This window comes from Nonomuraea soli (assembly GCF_013761175.1).
Classification (GTDB): Bacteria; Actinomycetota; Actinomycetes; order Streptosporangiales; family Streptosporangiaceae; genus Nonomuraea; species Nonomuraea soli.
Map to the genome: position 1 here is coordinate 546,023 of NZ_JACDUR010000002.1, position 16,132 is coordinate 562,154.

A 16,132-nucleotide genomic window follows, 5' to 3' on the forward strand; every position below is an offset into this window, starting at 1 on the left:
CGAGGCGACAAGACGATGAGCGCGCCCAGCGTGATCGATCCGCCGAAGAAGGCCGCGCGGCACTCCGCCGCGCGGCCGGCCCGCAGGCAGGTGACCACGGCTTTCGTGGTCACCCGCGTGGCGGTCCTGGCCGTGGCGGCGGCCCTGCTCCTCTACGCGGTGCCGCCCCTGGTGGCGGCCGAGTCGTGGGTGGCGCTGGCGGTGGTGATCGCCGTCTCCGCTGTCCTCGGCTACCTCTACCTGAGCCGCAGGTTCGTCCCGGCCAAGTACCTGGTGCCCGGGACGATCTTCCTGCTGGCCTTCCAGGTCTTCCCGGTGCTGTTCACCTTCAGCACGTCGGTGACGAACTTCGGCGACGGCCACCGCGGCACCAAGGCCGAGGCCGTCACCGCGATCGAGGCCTCCTCGCTCAAGCAGGTGCCGGGATCGCCCTCCTACCAGCTGTCGGCGGCGACCAAGGACGGCGAGCTGGTCTTCCTGCTCACCGACCCCGCCACCAAGCAGGTCCAGGAGGGTTCCACCGACGGCCTGGCCCCGGTCGAGGGCGCCACGCTGGGCATGACCGGCAAGGTCACCGCCGCACCCGGCTACACCGTGCTGACCACCGCCCAGGCGGCCGCGCGCGGCAAGGAGATCGCCGCGATCACCGTGCCCACCCGGGGCGGAGCCATCAAGGCCAACGGCCTCAGCCGCGCGGTCGAGGCGAAGGCCAGCATGGTCTACGACGCCTCCTGCGACTGCATCCAGGGCGAGAACGGCCCGTGGAAGGCCAGCGAGGCGACGGGTTACTTCGTCAACCCCGCGGGCGACGTGCTCTCCCAGGGCTGGCAGGTCAACGTCGGGCTCGACAACTTCGTGCGCGTGATGACCGACCCCACGATCAACACCAACTTCCTGGGCGTCTTCGCCTGGAACCTGACCTTCGCGCTCGGCTCGGTGCTGACGACGTTCGCGCTCGGCATGGCCGTGGCGCTGGCGCTGCACCACCCGAAGATGCGCGGCGTCAAGATCTACCGCATCCTGCTGATCCTGCCCTATGCCATGCCGGCGTTCGCGATGCTGCTGATCTGGCGCGACATGTTCAACAAGGACTTCGGCCTGGTCAACCAGCTCACCGGCCTGACCACCGACTGGCTCGGCCAGCCGACCACCGCCCGCCTGGCGGTGCTGCTGGTCAACCTCTGGCTGGGTTTCCCGTACATGTTCCTGGTCACCACCGGCGCGCTGCAGGCCATCCCGCGCGAGCTGACCGAGGCCGCGGGTCTCGACGGCGCCAACGCGTGGAACGCCTTCCGCCGGGTGACGCTGCCGCTGCTGCTGGTGGCGCTCTCCCCGCTGCTGGTCGCCTCGTTCGCGTTCAACTTCAACAACTTCAACGCCATCCAGCTGACCACCGCGGGCGGGCCGTTCGACGTCGACAGCATCAGGGTCGGCGCCACCGACCTGCTGATCACCTACACCTTCCGGCTGGCGTTCGGCAGCGGCTCGGCGCAGTTCGGCTTCGCCGCCGCCATCTCGGTGTTCATCTTCGCCATCGTGGCCGTGCTGTCGGCGGTCGGCTTCCGGCGTACCCGCAAGCAGGAGGACGTCTACCGATGAAGCTCGCCTGGCGGCACGCCTTCCTCGTCCTGATCGTCGCCTTCTCGCTGTTCCCGATCGTCTTCGTGATCTCGGCGGCCATCAACCCGCTCGGCACCCTGGGCTCCTCGACCCTGGTGCCGACGGGCGCCAGCCTCGGCAACTTCGCCGACCTGCTGACCTCGGACGTCTACCCGTTCAAGACGTGGTTCGTGAACTCGATCGTGCTGGCGCTGATGGCCTCCTTCACCAGCCTGCTGCTGAGCCTGCTGGCCGCCTACGCCTTCAGCCGCATGCGCTTCAAGGGCCGCAGGGTCGGCATGCTCACGCTCCTGCTGGTGCAGATGTTCCCGCAGTTCCTGGCGGTCGTGGCGATCTTCATGATCTTCACCGAGATCTCCGACCTCTACCCGGCCTTCGGCTTCGACACCGTCTCCGGCCTCATGCTGCTCTACATGGGCGGCGCGCTGGGCGCCAACACGTGGCTCATGAAGGGCTTCCTGGACACCGTGCCCAAGGAGCTCGACGAGTCGGCCACCGTCGACGGCGCCACCCACACGCAGATCTTCTGGAGGATCATCCTCCCCCTGGTCACCCCCATCCTGGCGGTCACCGGGCTGCTGGCCTTCATCGGCTACATGAGCGAGTTCATCATGGCCAGCGTGTTCCTGCGCGACCCCTCGAGCAAGACCCTGGCCGTCGGCATGTACGGCATGCTCGTGGGCGACGCGCGCAACACCAACTTCGGCATGTTCGCCGCAGGCACGCTCATCACCGCGATCCCCACGGTGGGCGTCTTCCTGTGGCTCCAGCGCTACATCGTCTCCGGCCTGACGTCCGGGGCGGTTAAGGGATAAAGGTGCTCAACCAGCCTCACCACGATGGTTCCCCGCTCTACGTCTCCACCCTCACCCCGCAGCCCGGCGAGCGGGTGACGGTCTGGGTGCGCGTGCCGTACGCCGCCGAAAGCGTGCTCGTGCGGACCGTCCACGACGGCGAGCCGCGCTACGCCGCCGCCGCCGTCGACACCGCGCGCACCGGCAGGCCGGTCGCGGGGTACGGCGGCGCCGACGTCTGGTGGTCGGCCGAGATCACCGCCTTCAACGCGGTGACCCCCTACCGGTTCCTCGTCGACGGCCGGTGGCTGACCGCGGGCGGCCTGGTCGACCACGACGTGCCCGACGCGACCGACTTCAAGCTCGTCACCCATGCCCCGCCGCCCGCCTGGCTGGCCGGCGCGGTGGTCTACCAGATCTTCCCCGACCGCTACGCCCGCTCCGGGGCCGAGCGCGACCTGCCCGACTGGGTGCTGCCGCGCGAGTGGGACCGCGACCCGGTCATCCCGCGCGGCCCCGGCGTCGCCGAGCAGTTCTACGGCGGCGACCTCGACGGCATCGCCGAGCGCCTCGACCACATCCAGGAGCTCGGCGCCGACGTCGTCTACCTGACACCGTTCTTCCCCGCCCGCTCCAACCACCGCTACGACGCCTCCAGCTTCGACCGGGTCGACCCGCTGCTCGGCGGCGACGAGGCGTTGCGGCGGCTCTCGGAGGCAGTGCACGAACGCGGCATGAAGCTGCTGGGCGACATCACCACCAACCACTGCGGGGAGGCGCACGAGTGGTTCACCACCGCGGTCTCCGACGTCAACGCCGCCGAACGGGAGATGTTCTACTTCGACCCGGAGACCGGCGACTACGAGTCGTGGTGGGGCGTGAAGTCGCTGCCCAAGCTCAACTGGAACAGCCCGCTGGTCCGTGAGCGCATGACGGACGTGCTGGTGAAGTGGCTGTCGGTGCTCGACGGCTGGCGCGTCGACGTGGCCAACATGACCGGCAGGCTCGGCGCCGACGACATGGCCCACGAGGTGGCGCGCTCGCTGCGCCGCACCCTCGGCGACGTCGCCTTCATCGCCGAGCACAACCACGACGCCTCCGTCGACCTCGACCTCGACGGCTGGCAGGGCACCATGAACTACGCCGGCTTCACCCGGCCGGTGTGGAGCTGGCTGCGCGGCCCGCAGGTCGGCCTCGACACCTTCCTGGGCGTGCCGGGCGACGTGCCGCACCGCGACGGCAACCAGGCGCTGGCCACCTTCCGCGCCTTCGCGGCGCGCATGTCGTGGCGCTCGCTGACCCACTCGTGGAACCTGCTCGACTCCCACGACTCGCCGCGCGTGCGCACCGTCACCGGCGGCTTCGAACGCCACCTTCTCGCCCTGGGCCTGCAGGCCACGCTGCCCGGCACGCCGATGGTCTTCGCCGGCAGCGAGTTCGGCCTCACCGGCGTCAACGGCGAGCACTCCCGCACCCCGATGCCCTGGGAGCGCGAGCGCGACGAGGCGATGCACGAGGCCTACAAGACGCTGCTGGGCCTGCGCCGCAGCGAGCCCGCGCTGCGCGAGGGCGGGCTGCGCTGGGTGCACGCCGACGCCGACCACCTGGTGTTCCTGCGCGAGACCGAGGCCGAGTCGCTCCTGGTCAGCGTGCGGCGGGCGCCGGGTCCCGAACTGGAGCTGCCCTTCTCCGGCCGGGGCGTGTACGGCGCCCAGGACATGCCGGAGCTGAAGATTGGCTGTGAAGGTCCGGCTTTGCGTATCTGGCGCCTCGCCCCCTGATCGTCAGGGCGCTAGCCTGCACGCCTATGAACGCGCTGTGCCTGGCTGTCGCCCTGGTCGTGCCCGCCGTACCCCTGGTGGAGTCGACGGCGGGCACGACGTACTACGTCGACTCCCGCGACGGCGACGACGGCTCGGCGGGGACCAGCGCCACCAAGCCGTGGCGCTCCCTGGACAAGGTCAACGCCGCCGACCTCAAGCCCGGCGACGCGATCAGCTTCAGGCGCGGCGGCAGCTGGAACGGCGCGCTGACGCTGGCGGCCAAGGGCACCGCGGCGCGGCCCATCGTCGTGCAGGCGTACGGCACCGGCAAGGCCCCGAAGATCACCGGCGCCTGCGTGAGCGTCAGCGGCGACCACTGGCGCATCGGGGGCCTGCGCGCCACCGCGTGCGACTGGGCGGGCTTCGAGATCTCCGGCAGGCGCAACCACCTCGTCGGCGTCCGGTCCGACGGCAACATCGCCGGGGTGCACATCATCGGCTCGCGCAACGTGGTGCGCGACAGCAGGCTCACCGGCAACAACAGGATGAGCGTCAACACCGAGGGCGGCGACGACGACTCGGGCGCCTTCGGCGTGCTCCTCAACGGCGACGACAACCTCGTCACCGGCAACGTGATCACCGGCAGCTACGCCGCCTCCCACGACTACAAGACCGACGGCGCCGCCGTCGAGGTCTTCAACGGCGACCGCAACGTCGTCACCCGCAACCTCGCCCGCGACAACGAGACCTTCACCGAGCTCGGCGCGGAGAAGGGCAAGACGGCCACCGGCAACGTCTTCGCCTTCAACGTGGTGACCTCCTCGCGCGCCCGCGCGGGTTTCCTGGTCACCCGCGGCGCCGGGCACGTCGTCGGGCCGGTCAAGGGCACGATCGCCGTGCACAACTCGGTGAGCCTGCCCGGCCGCGACACGATCGGCTGGTCCTGCCACGACGGCTGCTCGCCGGGCATCCTGCGCCTGCGCAACAACGTCATCTCGGTCGGCGGGCAGATCGGCTTCGCCGACGGCAAGGGCGCCGACGAGATGGGCAACGTCTTCCACGGCCGCAGGGCCCAGTTCACGGTCAGCCGCAGGTCGGTGGTGGCCGATCCGCGCTTCGTCTCCAGGACCGACCTGAGGCTGCGGGCGGGCTCACCGGCGCTCGGGCGTGCCGTACGGCTCGGCGCCACCTGGTTCGGCGGCCCGGCGACGGACTTCGCGGGCAAGGCGCTCGACCCGACCCCTGACGCGGGCGCCTACCAGAACTGACCGACACCCGCGGAAAAGGCTTTGAAGCTCGTCGGGCGCCCCGATAACGTCCGGCGGATGACGACACCACCCGCTCCCGGCACCGGCTCCCTGCTCGACTTCAACGCCCCGCTCTCGGAGGAACGCGCCCGGCATCTCGTCGCCGAGCTGGCCAAGCGGGCACCCGCCACCATCACCGACTTCGGCTGCGGGTGGGGCGAGCTCCTGCTGCGCCTGCTCGAAGCCGTCCCCGGCGCCACCGGCCTGGGCATCGAACGCCATGAGCCCGACCTCGACCGCGCCCGCCGCAATGCCGTGGCCAGGGGCCTGGAGGGCAGGGCGAGCTTCACCGCCGGTGACGCGGCGGGCCACGACACCCCCTCCGACCTGGTGCTGAGCGTCGGCGCCTACCAGGCGTTCGGCACCATCCCCGAGGCGCTGGCCGTCCTGAGGAAGCTGGTCGCCCCGGGTGGACGGCTGCTGTTCGCGGCGGAGTTCTGGGAGCGGGTGCCCGACGAGGAGCGCCTGGCGCGCATGTGGCCGGGCACCACGGCCGCCGACTGCGTCGAGCTGCCCGAGCTCGTCGACCAGGCGGTCGCGGCGGGATTCCGCCCGCTGCGCGTCGAGCGGGCCACCCGCGGCGAGTGGGAGGCGTTCGAGTCGTGCTTCACGGCGGAGCTGGAGGAGTGGCTGCTCGACAACCCCGGCCACGCTCAGGCGGACGAGGTGCGGGCCAAGGCCGACGAGCTGCGCGCCCTCTGGCTGCGGGGGCACCGCGACGTGATGGGCTTCGCCTACCTCATCCTGGGAGTTCCACGCTGAGCCCGGGCCTGGCCACCTCGACGGGACCGTCGAAGGTACGGCGCGCGGCCGCCTCGGGCAGCGCCAGGTCGGTGCCCGGCCACCAGTGGGTGAGCAGCAGCCGCCCGACGCCCGCCCTGGCGGCGGTCACCCCCGTGTCGAGTGCCGACGACAGGTACGGCGCGGCGTCGGCGGGCACCTGCTCCGGATAGGTCGCCTCGGCGAGGAACAGGTCGGCCCCGCGTGCCAGCTCCAGCAGCGACGGCGAGGGCCCGCTGTCGCCCGTGTAGGCCAGCGTGCCGCCGCCCGCGCTCAGCCGCAGACCCGCGTTGGGCACCCAGTGCGGCAGCAGCCACGACTCGACGTGGAAGGGGCCGAGCTCGAAGCCGTCGCCCGCCTCGAACGCCCGCACCTCGTAGGCGCCGCGCAACGCCCCGGCGCCGTCAAGCGCCAGCACGGCGTCGAGGGCGCCCGGAAGGGAGTGGACCGGCAGCGCGGCCGCGGGCGCGTCCGACAGCGCCCTGGCCCGCAGCAGGGGGTGCAGGTCGGCGCAGTGGTCCGGATGGCCGTGGCTGACCAGCACGGCGTCGACCTCGGCCGCGTCGAGCACCTCCAGCAGCCGCGGCACCACCGCGTAGCCGGGGTCGATCAGCAGGCGGAAGCCCTCCTGCTCGACGAGGTAGCCGTTGCAGGCCTGCCCGGCCGCGGGCCAGGCGCCGCACCCTCCTAAAACCGTGATCCTCATCCGGCCAGGATCTCATCGAGGAAGCCGCCGATGTTCGTCGTCAGCCGCTCGATGCGCTCCTGCTCCGACAGCGTCTCGATGCGCTGGCGGAAGTCGCTCAGGCGCAGGCCGCGCACGTAGAGCGAGCAGGCCAGGTCGGAGCAGAGGTAGGTGCCGACGCTGTTGCCCTGCCGCCCCGCCGCTCCGGCACGGGCGGCCACGAACAACGCCACGCCGCTGCCGGAGTGCGGGGTCACGCAGACCGAGCAGACGGTCGACTTGGAGAAACCCCGCCGCACCTCCGTGGAGGCGCGCAAGGCGATCCCGACGAGCTGCTCGCCGTGCTCGGCCACCAGGTAGCCCCGATCGGGGGCGCCGGGATCACGCCAGCCCAGGAAGTCGAGGTCCTCCCATGGTGTCTCCCGCGGCAGGCGCATGCGCTTGGCGTCGCCCTTGGAACAGTTGACGAAGCTGGCGCGGATCTCGTTCTCAGTCAGTGCTCTCATGGTTCTTCCAATCGGTGAAGGTGTGGTGCAGGGCCAGCAGGATGCGCTCCCACGAGGCGTCCAGCTCGCGCGGGTGGGCGAAGCCCTCGGTCAGCTCGATGTCGATGAAGCCGTAGACCGTGCTGCGCAGCAGTCGCACCGCGTCGGTGGCGTCGGGCTCCTCCAGGTCGTACCCGCGCAGCAGGGCCAGCGTGAGCTCACCGGCTCGCCGGGGACCGGGCGAGTCGCCCCATTCCTCGGGTTCCACCCGCAACTGGGTGGCGGCGTAGCGGCCGGGATGGTCGCGGGCGTAGCCGCGGATCGCGGTCGCGAAGGCGGCCAGAGCCCTGTGCCCGGACAGTCCCGCGACGGCGGGCGCGATCCGGTCGGAGATCTCCTCCGTGGCCAGCACCCCCACGCGCACCCGCAGGTCACGCAGGTTGCGCACGTGGGAGTAGAGGCTGGCGTCCTTGACGCCCAGCCGCCTGGCCAGCGCGGAGACGGTGACGTTGGCGAAGCCGTCCTCGTCGGCCAGCTCGGCCGCCGCCATCGTGACCCGCTCGCCGGTCAACCCCATCCTAGGACTCATAGCCACTAACCTAAGAGCTCTAGGTTTCCTGGGCAAACGGATTTTTGCCGCAAGGGCCTTGAACGGGGGCGCACGCTGGTGAAACATCCGTGGAACGTGCCCGAAATCTCGCTACGGCACCGTTGTGCCCGATGACGATCAGAAGGACGGTGCCCATGCTGCTGCGACTGAGGATCTCGCTGCCCGACCGGCCGGGCGGGCTCGGCCAGGTGGCCAGGGCGCTGGGCGTGCTGGGAGCCGACATCCTGCAGGTGACCGTGCTGGAGCGCGAAGCCGGGCGCGCGGTCGACGACTTCCTGGTCGACTGGCCCGCCTCGGCCCTGGCCGGAGCGGGCGTCACCTCCGAGACGGTGGCCGCCCGGCTGTCGTCGGTGCCCGGCATCCGGGTGGAGGGCGCCTGGCCGACCAGGGAGGTGCCGGGCACGGCTCCCGACTACGACCTGCTGCTGCACGTGGCGGCCGAGCCGGGACGCGGCTTCGCCACACTCGTCGACGCGCTTCCCGCCCTGTGCGGGGCCGAATGGGCCGCCGCGTTGGCCGGCGAGGAGGTACGGCTGCGCAGCGTGAGCGCGCCCGAGCAGGTCAAGCTGCAGGGCGGTGGCCCCCTGCGGCCGCAGACGCTGACCGAAGGGGAGGCCAAGCTCATGGTCATCCCCGCGGGGCCGTACGTGCTCGTGGTGGCCCGCTCCGACGGCCCGCCCTACCACCGGGCCGAGCTGGAGCGCACGGTCCAGCTCGTGCACGTCGTGGCCAGACTGGCCTCCGGCTGACAGGCGATGTCAGGCGGAGTAATCGTTTCCAGTCAGCCTAACGGCGAGGAGGGTCGATCCTGGCGCCGTCCACGGTGAAGAGCATCACCCGGCTCAGATCCACGCCGACCTTGCACGGGTCGCCCACCCGCCACACCGGCCGCGCGCCGAGCCGGACGATCAGGTCCGACCGGCGGTGGATGCCGCTGCCGACGTTCTGGCCCACCTGCTCCTGGTCGACCACCTGCTCGTCGACGGGGGAGCGGAACATGCGCTGCACCATGCCGCGAAGGCCGCCCGTTCCGGCCGCGTGCCCGTTGGCCTTGGCACGGGGGTCCGGGGGCTCAGGCACCGGCACCGCCGGGATGCCGCACTCGACGTAGGCCAGCCACTCGTGCCCGTGGTACTCCAGAGCCCGCACCCGGCCCAGCACGGAGGGCCCGTCGTACGACTCGGGGACCGGGGCCAGGCCGTCGGGGCGCATGCCGAGCAGGATGGGCTTGCCGACGTACTGAGAGGTGGCGTAGGCGCGCGGATCGCTCCAAGGCAGGATCAGGTGGTGCGGGCCCATGTCGAGCAGCACGTAGTTGTTCTGGGGCGTGTGCACCACCGCGCTCACCAGGTTGAGCTGCTGGGAGTTGAGGAAGGCGGCGGTGAACGCGGTCGCGGGGTCGTTGTAGATCTGCGCGGGGGTGCCGACGTCCTGCAGCACGCCGCGGTTGAGGATGGCGATGCGGTCGGCCAGTGTCAGCGCCTCGACCTGGTCGTGGGTGACGTAGATCGTCGTGACGCCGAGCGAGCGGACCAGCTGGGAGATCTCCATCCGCAGCTCGGTGCGCATGCCGGCGTCGAGGTTCGACAGCGGCTCGTCCATGAGGAACAGCTTCGGCTGACGCACTATGGCACGGCCCATGGCCACCCGCTGGCGCTGGCCGCCCGACAGCGTGCCGGGGCGCCTGTCCAGGGTCTCCTCGATGTGCAGCGCCTTGGAGAGGTTGGCGACCCTGTCGCGGGTGGCGCCGGGATCCTCCTTGGCGATCTCCAGGGGGAAGGACAGATTGCCGCGCACCGTGCGGTGCGGGTACAACGCGCCGTTCTGGAAGACCATCGCGACGTCACGCTCACGCGGCGACAGCAAGTTGGCGATCTTGCCGTCGAACCACACGTCGCCGTCGGTGACCTCTTCGAGGCCGGCGATCATGCGGAGCAATGTCGACTTGCCGCAGCCCGAGGGGCCGAGCAGCACGAGGAACTCACCGTTCTCGGCCTTGAGGCTCACGCGGTCGACGGCCAGGAAGCCACCAGGGTAGACCTTGGTGACCTTGTCGAGAACGACTGTGCTCATGAGGGGCCACACCTTGCACGAGTGATTGATGAGGTAGTACATCGCGCGTTAACGCTGGGTGTCCAGAGTTAACGTAAAAAATCATCCCGGCTCATATTTTGGTCCCATATTTCGGACAGACTGCCCCTTCTCTTCGCGGTGGAACGCCTGGATATTTCATGACATCCAGGACATGAAAAGACTTGCGTAAACTTGCGGCAAGCACTTCCATGGATGCGAGCAAACTGACACTGAGGGGACTCATGAGCGAGTGGTGGCGCGACGCGGTGATCTACCAGATCTACGTGCGCAGCTTCGCCGACGGCAACGGCGACGGGGTGGGCGACCTGATCGGCGCGCGTGACCGCCTGCCGTACCTGAAGGACCTCGGCGTGGACGCGGTCTGGCTGACCCCCTTCTACACCTCGCCCATGGCCGACTTCGGCTACGACGTGGCCGACTACCGCGACGTCGACCCGCTGTTCGGCACGCTGGGCGACGCCAAGGGGCTGATCGAGGAGGCCCACGCCCTGGGCCTGAGGGTGATCGTGGACGTGGTGCCCAACCACACCTCCTCGGCGCACCCGTGGTTCCAGCAGGCGCTGCGCGGCGAGCACCGCGACCGCTACATCTTCCGCGCCGAACCCAACGACTGGGAGTCGATCTTCGGCGGCCCGGCCTGGACCCGCACCGACGACGGCGCCTACTACCTGCACCTGTTCGACCCGGCCCAGCCCGACCTCAACTGGGACAACCCGGAGGTGCACGCCGAGTTCGACTCGGTCCTGCGCTTCTGGCTCGACCTGGGCGTCGACGGCTTCCGCATCGACGTCGCCCACGGCATGGTCAAGCCGCACGACCTGCCCGACATCGGCCACCCCGACCAGGTCAGGCTCATCGGCACCGAGCCCGTGCCGTACTTCGACAACGACGGCGTGCACGACATCCACCGCCGCTGGCGCAAGATCCTCGACTCCTACCCGGGCGAGCGCATCGGCGTCGCCGAGGCGTGGGCGCCCACGCCCGAACGCCTGGCCAACTACGTGCGCCCCGACGAACTGCACCAGGCCTTCAACTTCCACTTCCTGTTCGCCCCCTGGCAGGCCGGGGCGCTGCGCGCGGTCATCGACGAGTCCCTGGCCACCGCCGGCTCCGTCGGCGCGCCCACCACGTGGGTGCTGTCCAACCACGACGTCAAGCGGCACGTCACCCGCTACGGCTCGCTGGCCAGGGCACGCGCCGCGGCCCTGCTCACGCTGGCCCTGCCCGGCTCCGCCTACGTCTACCAGGGCGAGGAACTGGGCCTGCCCGAGGTGCTCGACCTGCCCGACGAGGTGTGCCAGGACCCGCAGCGGCTGCGCGACCCCGACAGCGGCCGCGACGGCTGCCGCGTCCCGATCCCGTGGACCCGCGCCCTCGGCTGGAACCGGCCCTGGCTGCCGATCCCCGCGGAATGGTCGTCACTGAGCGTCGAGGCCCAGCAGGGCGAGGACGGCTCCACCCTGGAGCTCTACCGGGCCGCCCTGCGCCTGCGCAAGGAGCTCGAAGGCCCCCTGACCTGGCACGACTCGCCCGACGACACGCTGCTGTTCTCCCGCGGCGACTTCGTGTGCGCGGTCTCGCTCGGCGGCTCGACCGACGGCCTCGTCGACGGCGAGCTGCTCCTGGCCAGCGACACGCCGGGTTCGGCCGATTCCACCCAGTGGTGGAGGGGAAAGGTTGCGTAAAGTGTCCCTCATGAACGGTCACGCCCGTCTAGCCGACATCGCCGCCCAGGCCGGGGTGAGCGAGGCCACCGTCAGCCGGGTGCTCAACGGCAAGCCGGGAGTCTCCCACTCCACCCGGCAGGCCGTGATGACCGCGCTCGACCTCATGGGATACGAGCGGCCCCAGCGCCTGCGCCAGCGCAGCAACGGCCTGGTCGGCCTCGTCACGCCCGAGCTCGACAACCCCATCTTCCCCGCCTTCGCCCAGGCCATCGAGAAGGCGCTGACCCAGCACGGCTACACGCCGGTGCTGTGCACGCAGCTGCCCGGCGGCGCACCGGAGGACGAGTTCACCGAACTGCTCGTCGACCGGGGCGTCAGCGGCATCGTGTTCGTGTCAGGACTGCACGCCGACACCACCGCCCGCATGGACCGCTACACCCGCCTCATCGACCGCGGGCTGCCCATCGTGCTGGTCGACGGCTACAACGAGCACATCGACGCGCCCTTCATCTCGCCCGACGACCGGCTCGCCTCCCGCCTGGCCGTCCAGCACCTGGTCGACCTCGGCCACGAGCGCATCGGCCTGGCCCTCGGCCCGCGCCGGTTCGTCCCGGTCATCCGCAAGATCGAGGGCTACAAGCAGGCCATGTCGCAACTGCTCGGCGCCACCGACACCGACGACCTGATCTCCCACTCGCTCTTCTCCGTCGAAGGCGGCCAGGCCGCCACCGCGCAACTGCTCGCGCGCGGCTGCACCGGCATCGTGTGCGCCAGCGACCTCATGGCCCTGGGCGCCATCCGCGCCTGCCGCGAGCGCGGCCTGTCGGTGCCCGGCGAGGTCTCTGTCGTCGGCTTCGACGACTCGCCCCTCATCGCCTTCACCGACCCGCCCCTGACCACCGTGCGCAAGCCCATCGGCGCCATGGCCTCGGCGGCCGTCCAGACCCTCCTCGAAGAGGTCAACGGCGCGCCCGCCAAGCACATCGAGCTCATCTTCCAGCCCGAACTCGTCGTGCGCGGATCCACCGGTTCAGGGCCCCTCGTCAACCGCTGAAAGGTTCCACCCCCCTTGTACGACGTTCTCGTCATCGGCGGGACCGGCGTGGACAGCACCGTCTACGTGCCCTCGCTGCCCCTGCCGTACGCCGACACCTACCTCGTGCCGCCCGTCGTCGACCGCATCGGCAACACCGGCTCCGGCGTCGCCCTCGGCTGCACCGCCCTGGGCCTGTCCGTACGGCTGGCCGACCTCATCGGCGACGACCCGCAGGGCGCGCTCATCCGCGGCCGCCTGACCGGCGTCGACCTCGCCTGGGCGCCCGCCGCAGCCGGGACCCGCCGCAGCGTGCTCCTCGTCGGCCCCGACGGCCGCCGCACCTCGCTGTTCGACGTGCGCGCCACCCCCGGCGAGCGGCTGCCGCGCGAGCTCTACGACGTGCCCGCCCGGCACGTGCACGTCTCCATCGCCGACTTCGCCCGGCCCGTCTACGACGAGCTGTCCGGCGTGCCGTTCTCCACCGACCTGCACGACTGGGACGGCGTCAACGACTACCACAAGGACTTCGCCTACCGCTCCGACCTGGTGTTCCTGTCGGGGACCAAGCTCGGCGACCCCGCCGAGGCGATGCGCTCCATCCTCTCGCTCGGCCGCGCGCACACCGTCGTGTGCACGCTCGGCGCCGACGGCTGCCTGCTGCTGGAACGCGACGGCGAACTGCGCGCCTTCCCCGCCGCCCCGCTGCCAGGACCGGTCGTCGACAGCAACGGGGCGGGCGACGCGTTCGTCTCCGGCTTCCTGTACGGCACGCTGAACGGCCTGTCGGCGCAGGACTGCGTCCGCCTCGGCACCGTGGCGGGAGCCCACGCCTGCACCAGCGCGGGCACCCACGAGGCGCCCATCACCCTGGAGACACTGCTCGCCCGCACGCGCTAGCAGGGGTACGGCTCAGGCCAGGGGGACACGCACGCCGCGGCTCAGGCCCGAGTCGTGCAGCTCGACGCTTCGCGGGCGGCTCTTCGTCGGCAGCTCGAACACCAGCGCTCCCGTGAACGACCCGCCCGGCTCCACCCGCGTCGGCGCCAGCTGCCTGCCCGCCCTGTCGAGCAGCCTGGCGGCGGCGTAGGCGGCGTCCGCGGCGTCGACCAGCTTCTGGTGGCCGGGGTAGAGCACCCTGCCCTCCTGGCCGGTGTTGCGCACCTTGAGGGAGATCGTGCAGGTGCGGGTGGAGGCCTTGCCCCGGGGCTTGGGGCAGGCGGACTTGGTGACCGTGAAGGCCAGCCTGCCGTCGTGGGCCGCCTCCCCGGTGGAGCCGAAGCCGGCGGGGGCGCGCAGGATCATCCAGACCATGCCGATCAGGAGGCCCAGGAGGATCACGGCCACGATGATCACCGCCAGACACCCGCCACCGAGCCCCCGCCTGGCACCGGCGGGCTGGTGGGGGTGACGCAGGGGGCCACGGGCATGGGGGTGCGGCATCCGAGCCGTCCCCGACGGCCCGAGCCCCCGACCGGGAGGCACCGGCGCACCACCATGCCCCGGAGGAACGGGCCCCCCGGCGTGGCTCGGCGCACCGGCGTGGCTGGGTGGCCCGCTGGCATGGCCGGGCGGGGCACTGGCGTGGCTGCTCGGTGAACCGGTGGCGTGGCTCGGCGGTGCGCTGGCATGACTCGGCGGCCCGCTGGCATGACTCGGCAGCGCGCTGGCGTGGCTGTTCGGCGGCCCGCCGGCGTGGCTCGGTGGCGCACCGGCGCCGTACGGCACCGGCCCGGTGCGCGTCGGATCCGCCGATCCCGGCCGCGGCGGCACACCGGAGGACGGCGCTCCGGACGGCGGCAGCGGGGCAGGGCCCACGGGCGCAGGGCCCTGCGAGGCCGGAGCGCCGGGAGGCGGGGCAGCGTAGGCGGGAGGCACCGGCGGCGCGCCTGCTGGAGCGGCAGGTGGCACCGAGGATGGCCCCTGCGACAACGGCCCCTGCGAGGCCGGCGCGCCGAGCGGCCCCTGAGGCGCACCCTGCGATGGCGGCCCCTGGGGCGGCAGGCCCTGCGGCACGCCGGGCGGCGGCCCCTGAGGCGCGCCCTGCGAGGGCGGGCCTTGAGGCGTCGCACCCTGCGACGGGCTGGCGGGCGGCGGGCCTTGCGACGGGCTGGCGGGCATCGGACCCTGCGACGGGCTGGCGGGCGGGGGGCCCTGGGGCGGCGCACCCTGTGGCGGGCCGGCAGGCGGGCCCTGTGGCACCCCTTGAGGCGGCACCCCTTGAGGCGGCACACCCTGGGGTGGGGCCGACGGGGGTGGGGCGGAGGCCGGGTGGGGGCGTTGCTCGGGGAACTGGCCCGTGCCGCGCGCCCCGCGCTGCTCGGGGAACTGGCCCGTGCCGAACACCGGCGGCGGGAAGGCGGCCGGGTCCCACGAGTTGGTGAGGAACCGGTTGGCCGCCTGCTGTGCCCCGCCGCTCTCGGCCGCCCCCACGAGCTCCAGCAGCAGCTGCGTGGCCGACGGCCGCCGGGCGGGGTCGGGGTGGATGGCCGTGGCGACGAGCCGGTCGAGCGGCGCCGGCAGGCCGCGCAGGTCGGGCGGCGCCGTGCGGGCACGGGCGGCCATCACGTAGGCGTCGCCTGAGCCGAACGGGTGCCCGCCCAGGCCGGCGTAGGCGATGAGCGACCCCCACGCGAACACGTCGGCCGCCGGGCTGGTGCGCCCTTCGAAGACCTGCTCGGGCGCGATCCACCCGGGGGTGCCCATGACCATGCCGACGTTGGTGTGCCGGGAGCCGCCGACGTGGCTGGAGCGGGCGAGTCCGAAGTCGATGACGCGCGGCCCGGCCAGGGTGAGCATGACGTTGGCCGGTTTGAGGTCGCGGTGCACGAGTCCGGCCGCGTGGATGGCGGTGAGCGCGGCGGCCACGCCGACGCCGACGGAGTGCAGCATCGAGTGCGGCAGCGCCCCGTGGGCCAGCAGGTGGTCTTCCAGCGAGACGCCTTCGATGTACTCGGTGACCAGGTAGAGCACGCCGTTGTCCTCGCCGTGGTCGAGCACGCGTGCCGTACAGAAGGATGCGACCCGCTGGGCGTTGGAGACCTCTTCGTGGAATCGTTCGCGGTAGACGGGGTCCGCCGCGTAGTCGCGGCGGATCGCCTTGAGCGCCACTTTGGCGCCGTCGGGGGAGGTGGCCAGGTAGACGGTGCCCATGCCGCCCGAGCCGAGACGGCCGGTGAGCCGGTAGGAACCGACCGCCGGAGGGTCCTGGGGGGTCAGCGGACCCTGCTGTCCCACCGCTGCCGTCCCTTCACCATTGTCGCGACCCAACCGTTCTCCTCTGGCCGAGTCAGC

The 16,132-nt window shown here is 71.7% G+C and carries 14 protein-coding genes; 9 read left to right on the top strand and 5 right to left on the bottom strand.

What is annotated here, in order from left to right; genetic code table 11:
* Window positions 1-15 precede the first annotated feature (15 nt).
* From HNR30_RS09645 to HNR30_RS09665, 5 genes are read left to right on the top strand one after another with little or no spacing between them, the layout of a single operon-like run.
* The gene (locus tag HNR30_RS09645) at window positions 16-1,599 is read left to right on the top strand and encodes an ABC transporter permease subunit (RefSeq protein WP_181609408.1); all 1,584 of its coding nucleotides are present in this window, start codon (window positions 16-18) and stop codon (window positions 1,597-1,599) included.
* Entirely contained in the window at window positions 1,596-2,435 is an 840-nt protein-coding gene (locus HNR30_RS09650) for a sugar ABC transporter permease (protein ID WP_181609409.1), read from the top strand. The genes HNR30_RS09645 and HNR30_RS09650 overlap by 4 nt, the downstream gene beginning before the upstream one ends.
* 2 nt (window positions 2,436-2,437) lie before the next feature.
* A complete protein-coding gene (locus tag HNR30_RS09655) occupies window positions 2,438-4,195 on the top strand; it encodes a glycoside hydrolase family 13 protein (RefSeq protein ID WP_181609410.1) in 1,758 nt (585 codons plus the stop codon).
* Between the two features lie 26 nt (window positions 4,196-4,221).
* Window positions 4,222-5,445, top strand: a complete 1,224-nt coding sequence (locus HNR30_RS09660) for a right-handed parallel beta-helix repeat-containing protein (protein ID WP_181609411.1) — start codon at window positions 4,222-4,224, stop codon at window positions 5,443-5,445.
* Between the two features lie 57 nt (window positions 5,446-5,502).
* Window positions 5,503-6,246, top strand: coding sequence for an SAM-dependent methyltransferase (locus HNR30_RS09665; RefSeq protein ID WP_181609412.1), 744 nt, complete (start codon window positions 5,503-5,505; stop codon window positions 6,244-6,246).
* Here the strand turns inward: HNR30_RS09665 and HNR30_RS09670 are convergent.
* From HNR30_RS09670 to HNR30_RS09680, 3 genes are read right to left on the bottom strand one after another with little or no spacing between them, the layout of a single operon-like run.
* The gene (locus HNR30_RS09670; RefSeq protein ID WP_181609413.1) at window positions 6,224-6,970 is read right to left on the bottom strand and encodes an MBL fold metallo-hydrolase; all 747 of its coding nucleotides are present in this window, start codon (window positions 6,968-6,970) and stop codon (window positions 6,224-6,226) included. The genes HNR30_RS09665 and HNR30_RS09670 overlap by 23 nt on opposite strands.
* Window positions 6,967-7,455: an FBP domain-containing protein gene (locus HNR30_RS09675; RefSeq protein ID WP_181609414.1), complete on the bottom strand. Its 489-nt coding sequence runs from the start codon at window positions 7,453-7,455 to the stop codon at window positions 6,967-6,969. The genes HNR30_RS09670 and HNR30_RS09675 overlap by 4 nt, the downstream gene beginning before the upstream one ends.
* On the bottom strand, window positions 7,439-8,023 hold the full coding sequence (locus HNR30_RS09680) for a TetR/AcrR family transcriptional regulator (RefSeq protein WP_181609415.1): 585 nt from the start codon (window positions 8,021-8,023) through the stop codon (window positions 7,439-7,441). Before HNR30_RS09680 ends, HNR30_RS09675 begins: the two co-directional genes overlap by 17 nt.
* Before the next feature lie 155 nt (window positions 8,024-8,178).
* On the opposite strand from HNR30_RS09680, the gene HNR30_RS09685 reads away from it, so the two are divergent.
* On the top strand, window positions 8,179-8,793 hold the full coding sequence (locus HNR30_RS09685; protein ID WP_181609416.1) for an ACT domain-containing protein: 615 nt from the start codon (window positions 8,179-8,181) through the stop codon (window positions 8,791-8,793).
* 37 nt (window positions 8,794-8,830) lie between these two features.
* On the opposite strand, the gene HNR30_RS09690 is transcribed toward HNR30_RS09685, so the two are convergent.
* A complete protein-coding gene (locus tag HNR30_RS09690; protein WP_181609417.1) occupies window positions 8,831-10,117 on the bottom strand; it encodes an ABC transporter ATP-binding protein in 1,287 nt (428 codons plus the stop codon).
* Window positions 10,118-10,359: 242 nt separating this feature from the next.
* Between HNR30_RS09690 and HNR30_RS09695 the strand changes: the two genes are divergently transcribed.
* Genes HNR30_RS09695 through HNR30_RS09705 form a run of 3 tightly spaced genes read left to right on the top strand, consistent with a single transcriptional unit; the run spans window position 10,360 to window position 13,738 of the window.
* A complete protein-coding gene (locus tag HNR30_RS09695; protein ID WP_246377983.1) occupies window positions 10,360-11,823 on the top strand; it encodes a glycoside hydrolase family 13 protein in 1,464 nt (487 codons plus the stop codon).
* 10 nt (window positions 11,824-11,833) lie between these two features.
* Entirely contained in the window at window positions 11,834-12,859 is a 1,026-nt protein-coding gene (locus HNR30_RS09700; protein WP_181609419.1) for a LacI family DNA-binding transcriptional regulator, read from the top strand.
* A 15-nt stretch (window positions 12,860-12,874) separates the two neighbouring features.
* Window positions 12,875-13,738 carry a carbohydrate kinase family protein gene (locus HNR30_RS09705; RefSeq protein ID WP_181609420.1) on the top strand — a complete coding sequence of 288 codons (864 nt, stop codon included), beginning with the start codon at window positions 12,875-12,877 and terminating at the stop codon, window positions 13,736-13,738.
* A 12-nt stretch (window positions 13,739-13,750) separates the two neighbouring features.
* Here the strand turns inward: HNR30_RS09705 and HNR30_RS09710 are convergent, their stop codons facing one another.
* The gene (locus HNR30_RS09710; RefSeq protein ID WP_181609421.1) at window positions 13,751-16,075 is read right to left on the bottom strand and encodes a protein kinase domain-containing protein; all 2,325 of its coding nucleotides are present in this window, start codon (window positions 16,073-16,075) and stop codon (window positions 13,751-13,753) included.
* Window positions 16,076-16,132: the final 57 nt, after the last annotated feature.

Excerpts from the sequence above, each read along its gene's own strand:
- HNR30_RS09645 (WP_181609408.1), top strand. The coding sequence starts at position 16 with ATGAGCGCGCCCAGCGTGATCGATCCGCCGAAGAAGGCCGCGCGGCAC.
- HNR30_RS09650 (WP_181609409.1), top strand. The coding sequence starts at position 1,596 with ATGAAGCTCGCCTGGCGGCACGCCTTCCTCGTCCTGATCGTCGCCTTC.
- HNR30_RS09660 (WP_181609411.1), top strand. The coding sequence starts at position 4,222 with ATGAACGCGCTGTGCCTGGCTGTCGCCCTGGTCGTGCCCGCCGTACCC.
- HNR30_RS09665 (WP_181609412.1), top strand. The coding sequence starts at position 5,503 with ATGACGACACCACCCGCTCCCGGCACCGGCTCCCTGCTCGACTTCAAC.
- HNR30_RS09670 (WP_181609413.1), bottom strand. The coding sequence starts at position 6,970 with ATGAGGATCACGGTTTTAGGAGGGTGCGGCGCCTGGCCCGCGGCCGGG.
- HNR30_RS09675 (WP_181609414.1), bottom strand. The coding sequence starts at position 7,455 with ATGAGAGCACTGACTGAGAACGAGATCCGCGCCAGCTTCGTCAACTGT.
- HNR30_RS09680 (WP_181609415.1), bottom strand. The coding sequence starts at position 8,023 with ATGAGTCCTAGGATGGGGTTGACCGGCGAGCGGGTCACGATGGCGGCG.
- HNR30_RS09685 (WP_181609416.1), top strand. The coding sequence starts at position 8,179 with ATGCTGCTGCGACTGAGGATCTCGCTGCCCGACCGGCCGGGCGGGCTC.
- HNR30_RS09690 (WP_181609417.1), bottom strand. The coding sequence starts at position 10,117 with ATGAGCACAGTCGTTCTCGACAAGGTCACCAAGGTCTACCCTGGTGGC.
- HNR30_RS09695 (WP_246377983.1), top strand. The coding sequence starts at position 10,360 with ATGAGCGAGTGGTGGCGCGACGCGGTGATCTACCAGATCTACGTGCGC.
- HNR30_RS09700 (WP_181609419.1), top strand. The coding sequence starts at position 11,834 with ATGAACGGTCACGCCCGTCTAGCCGACATCGCCGCCCAGGCCGGGGTG.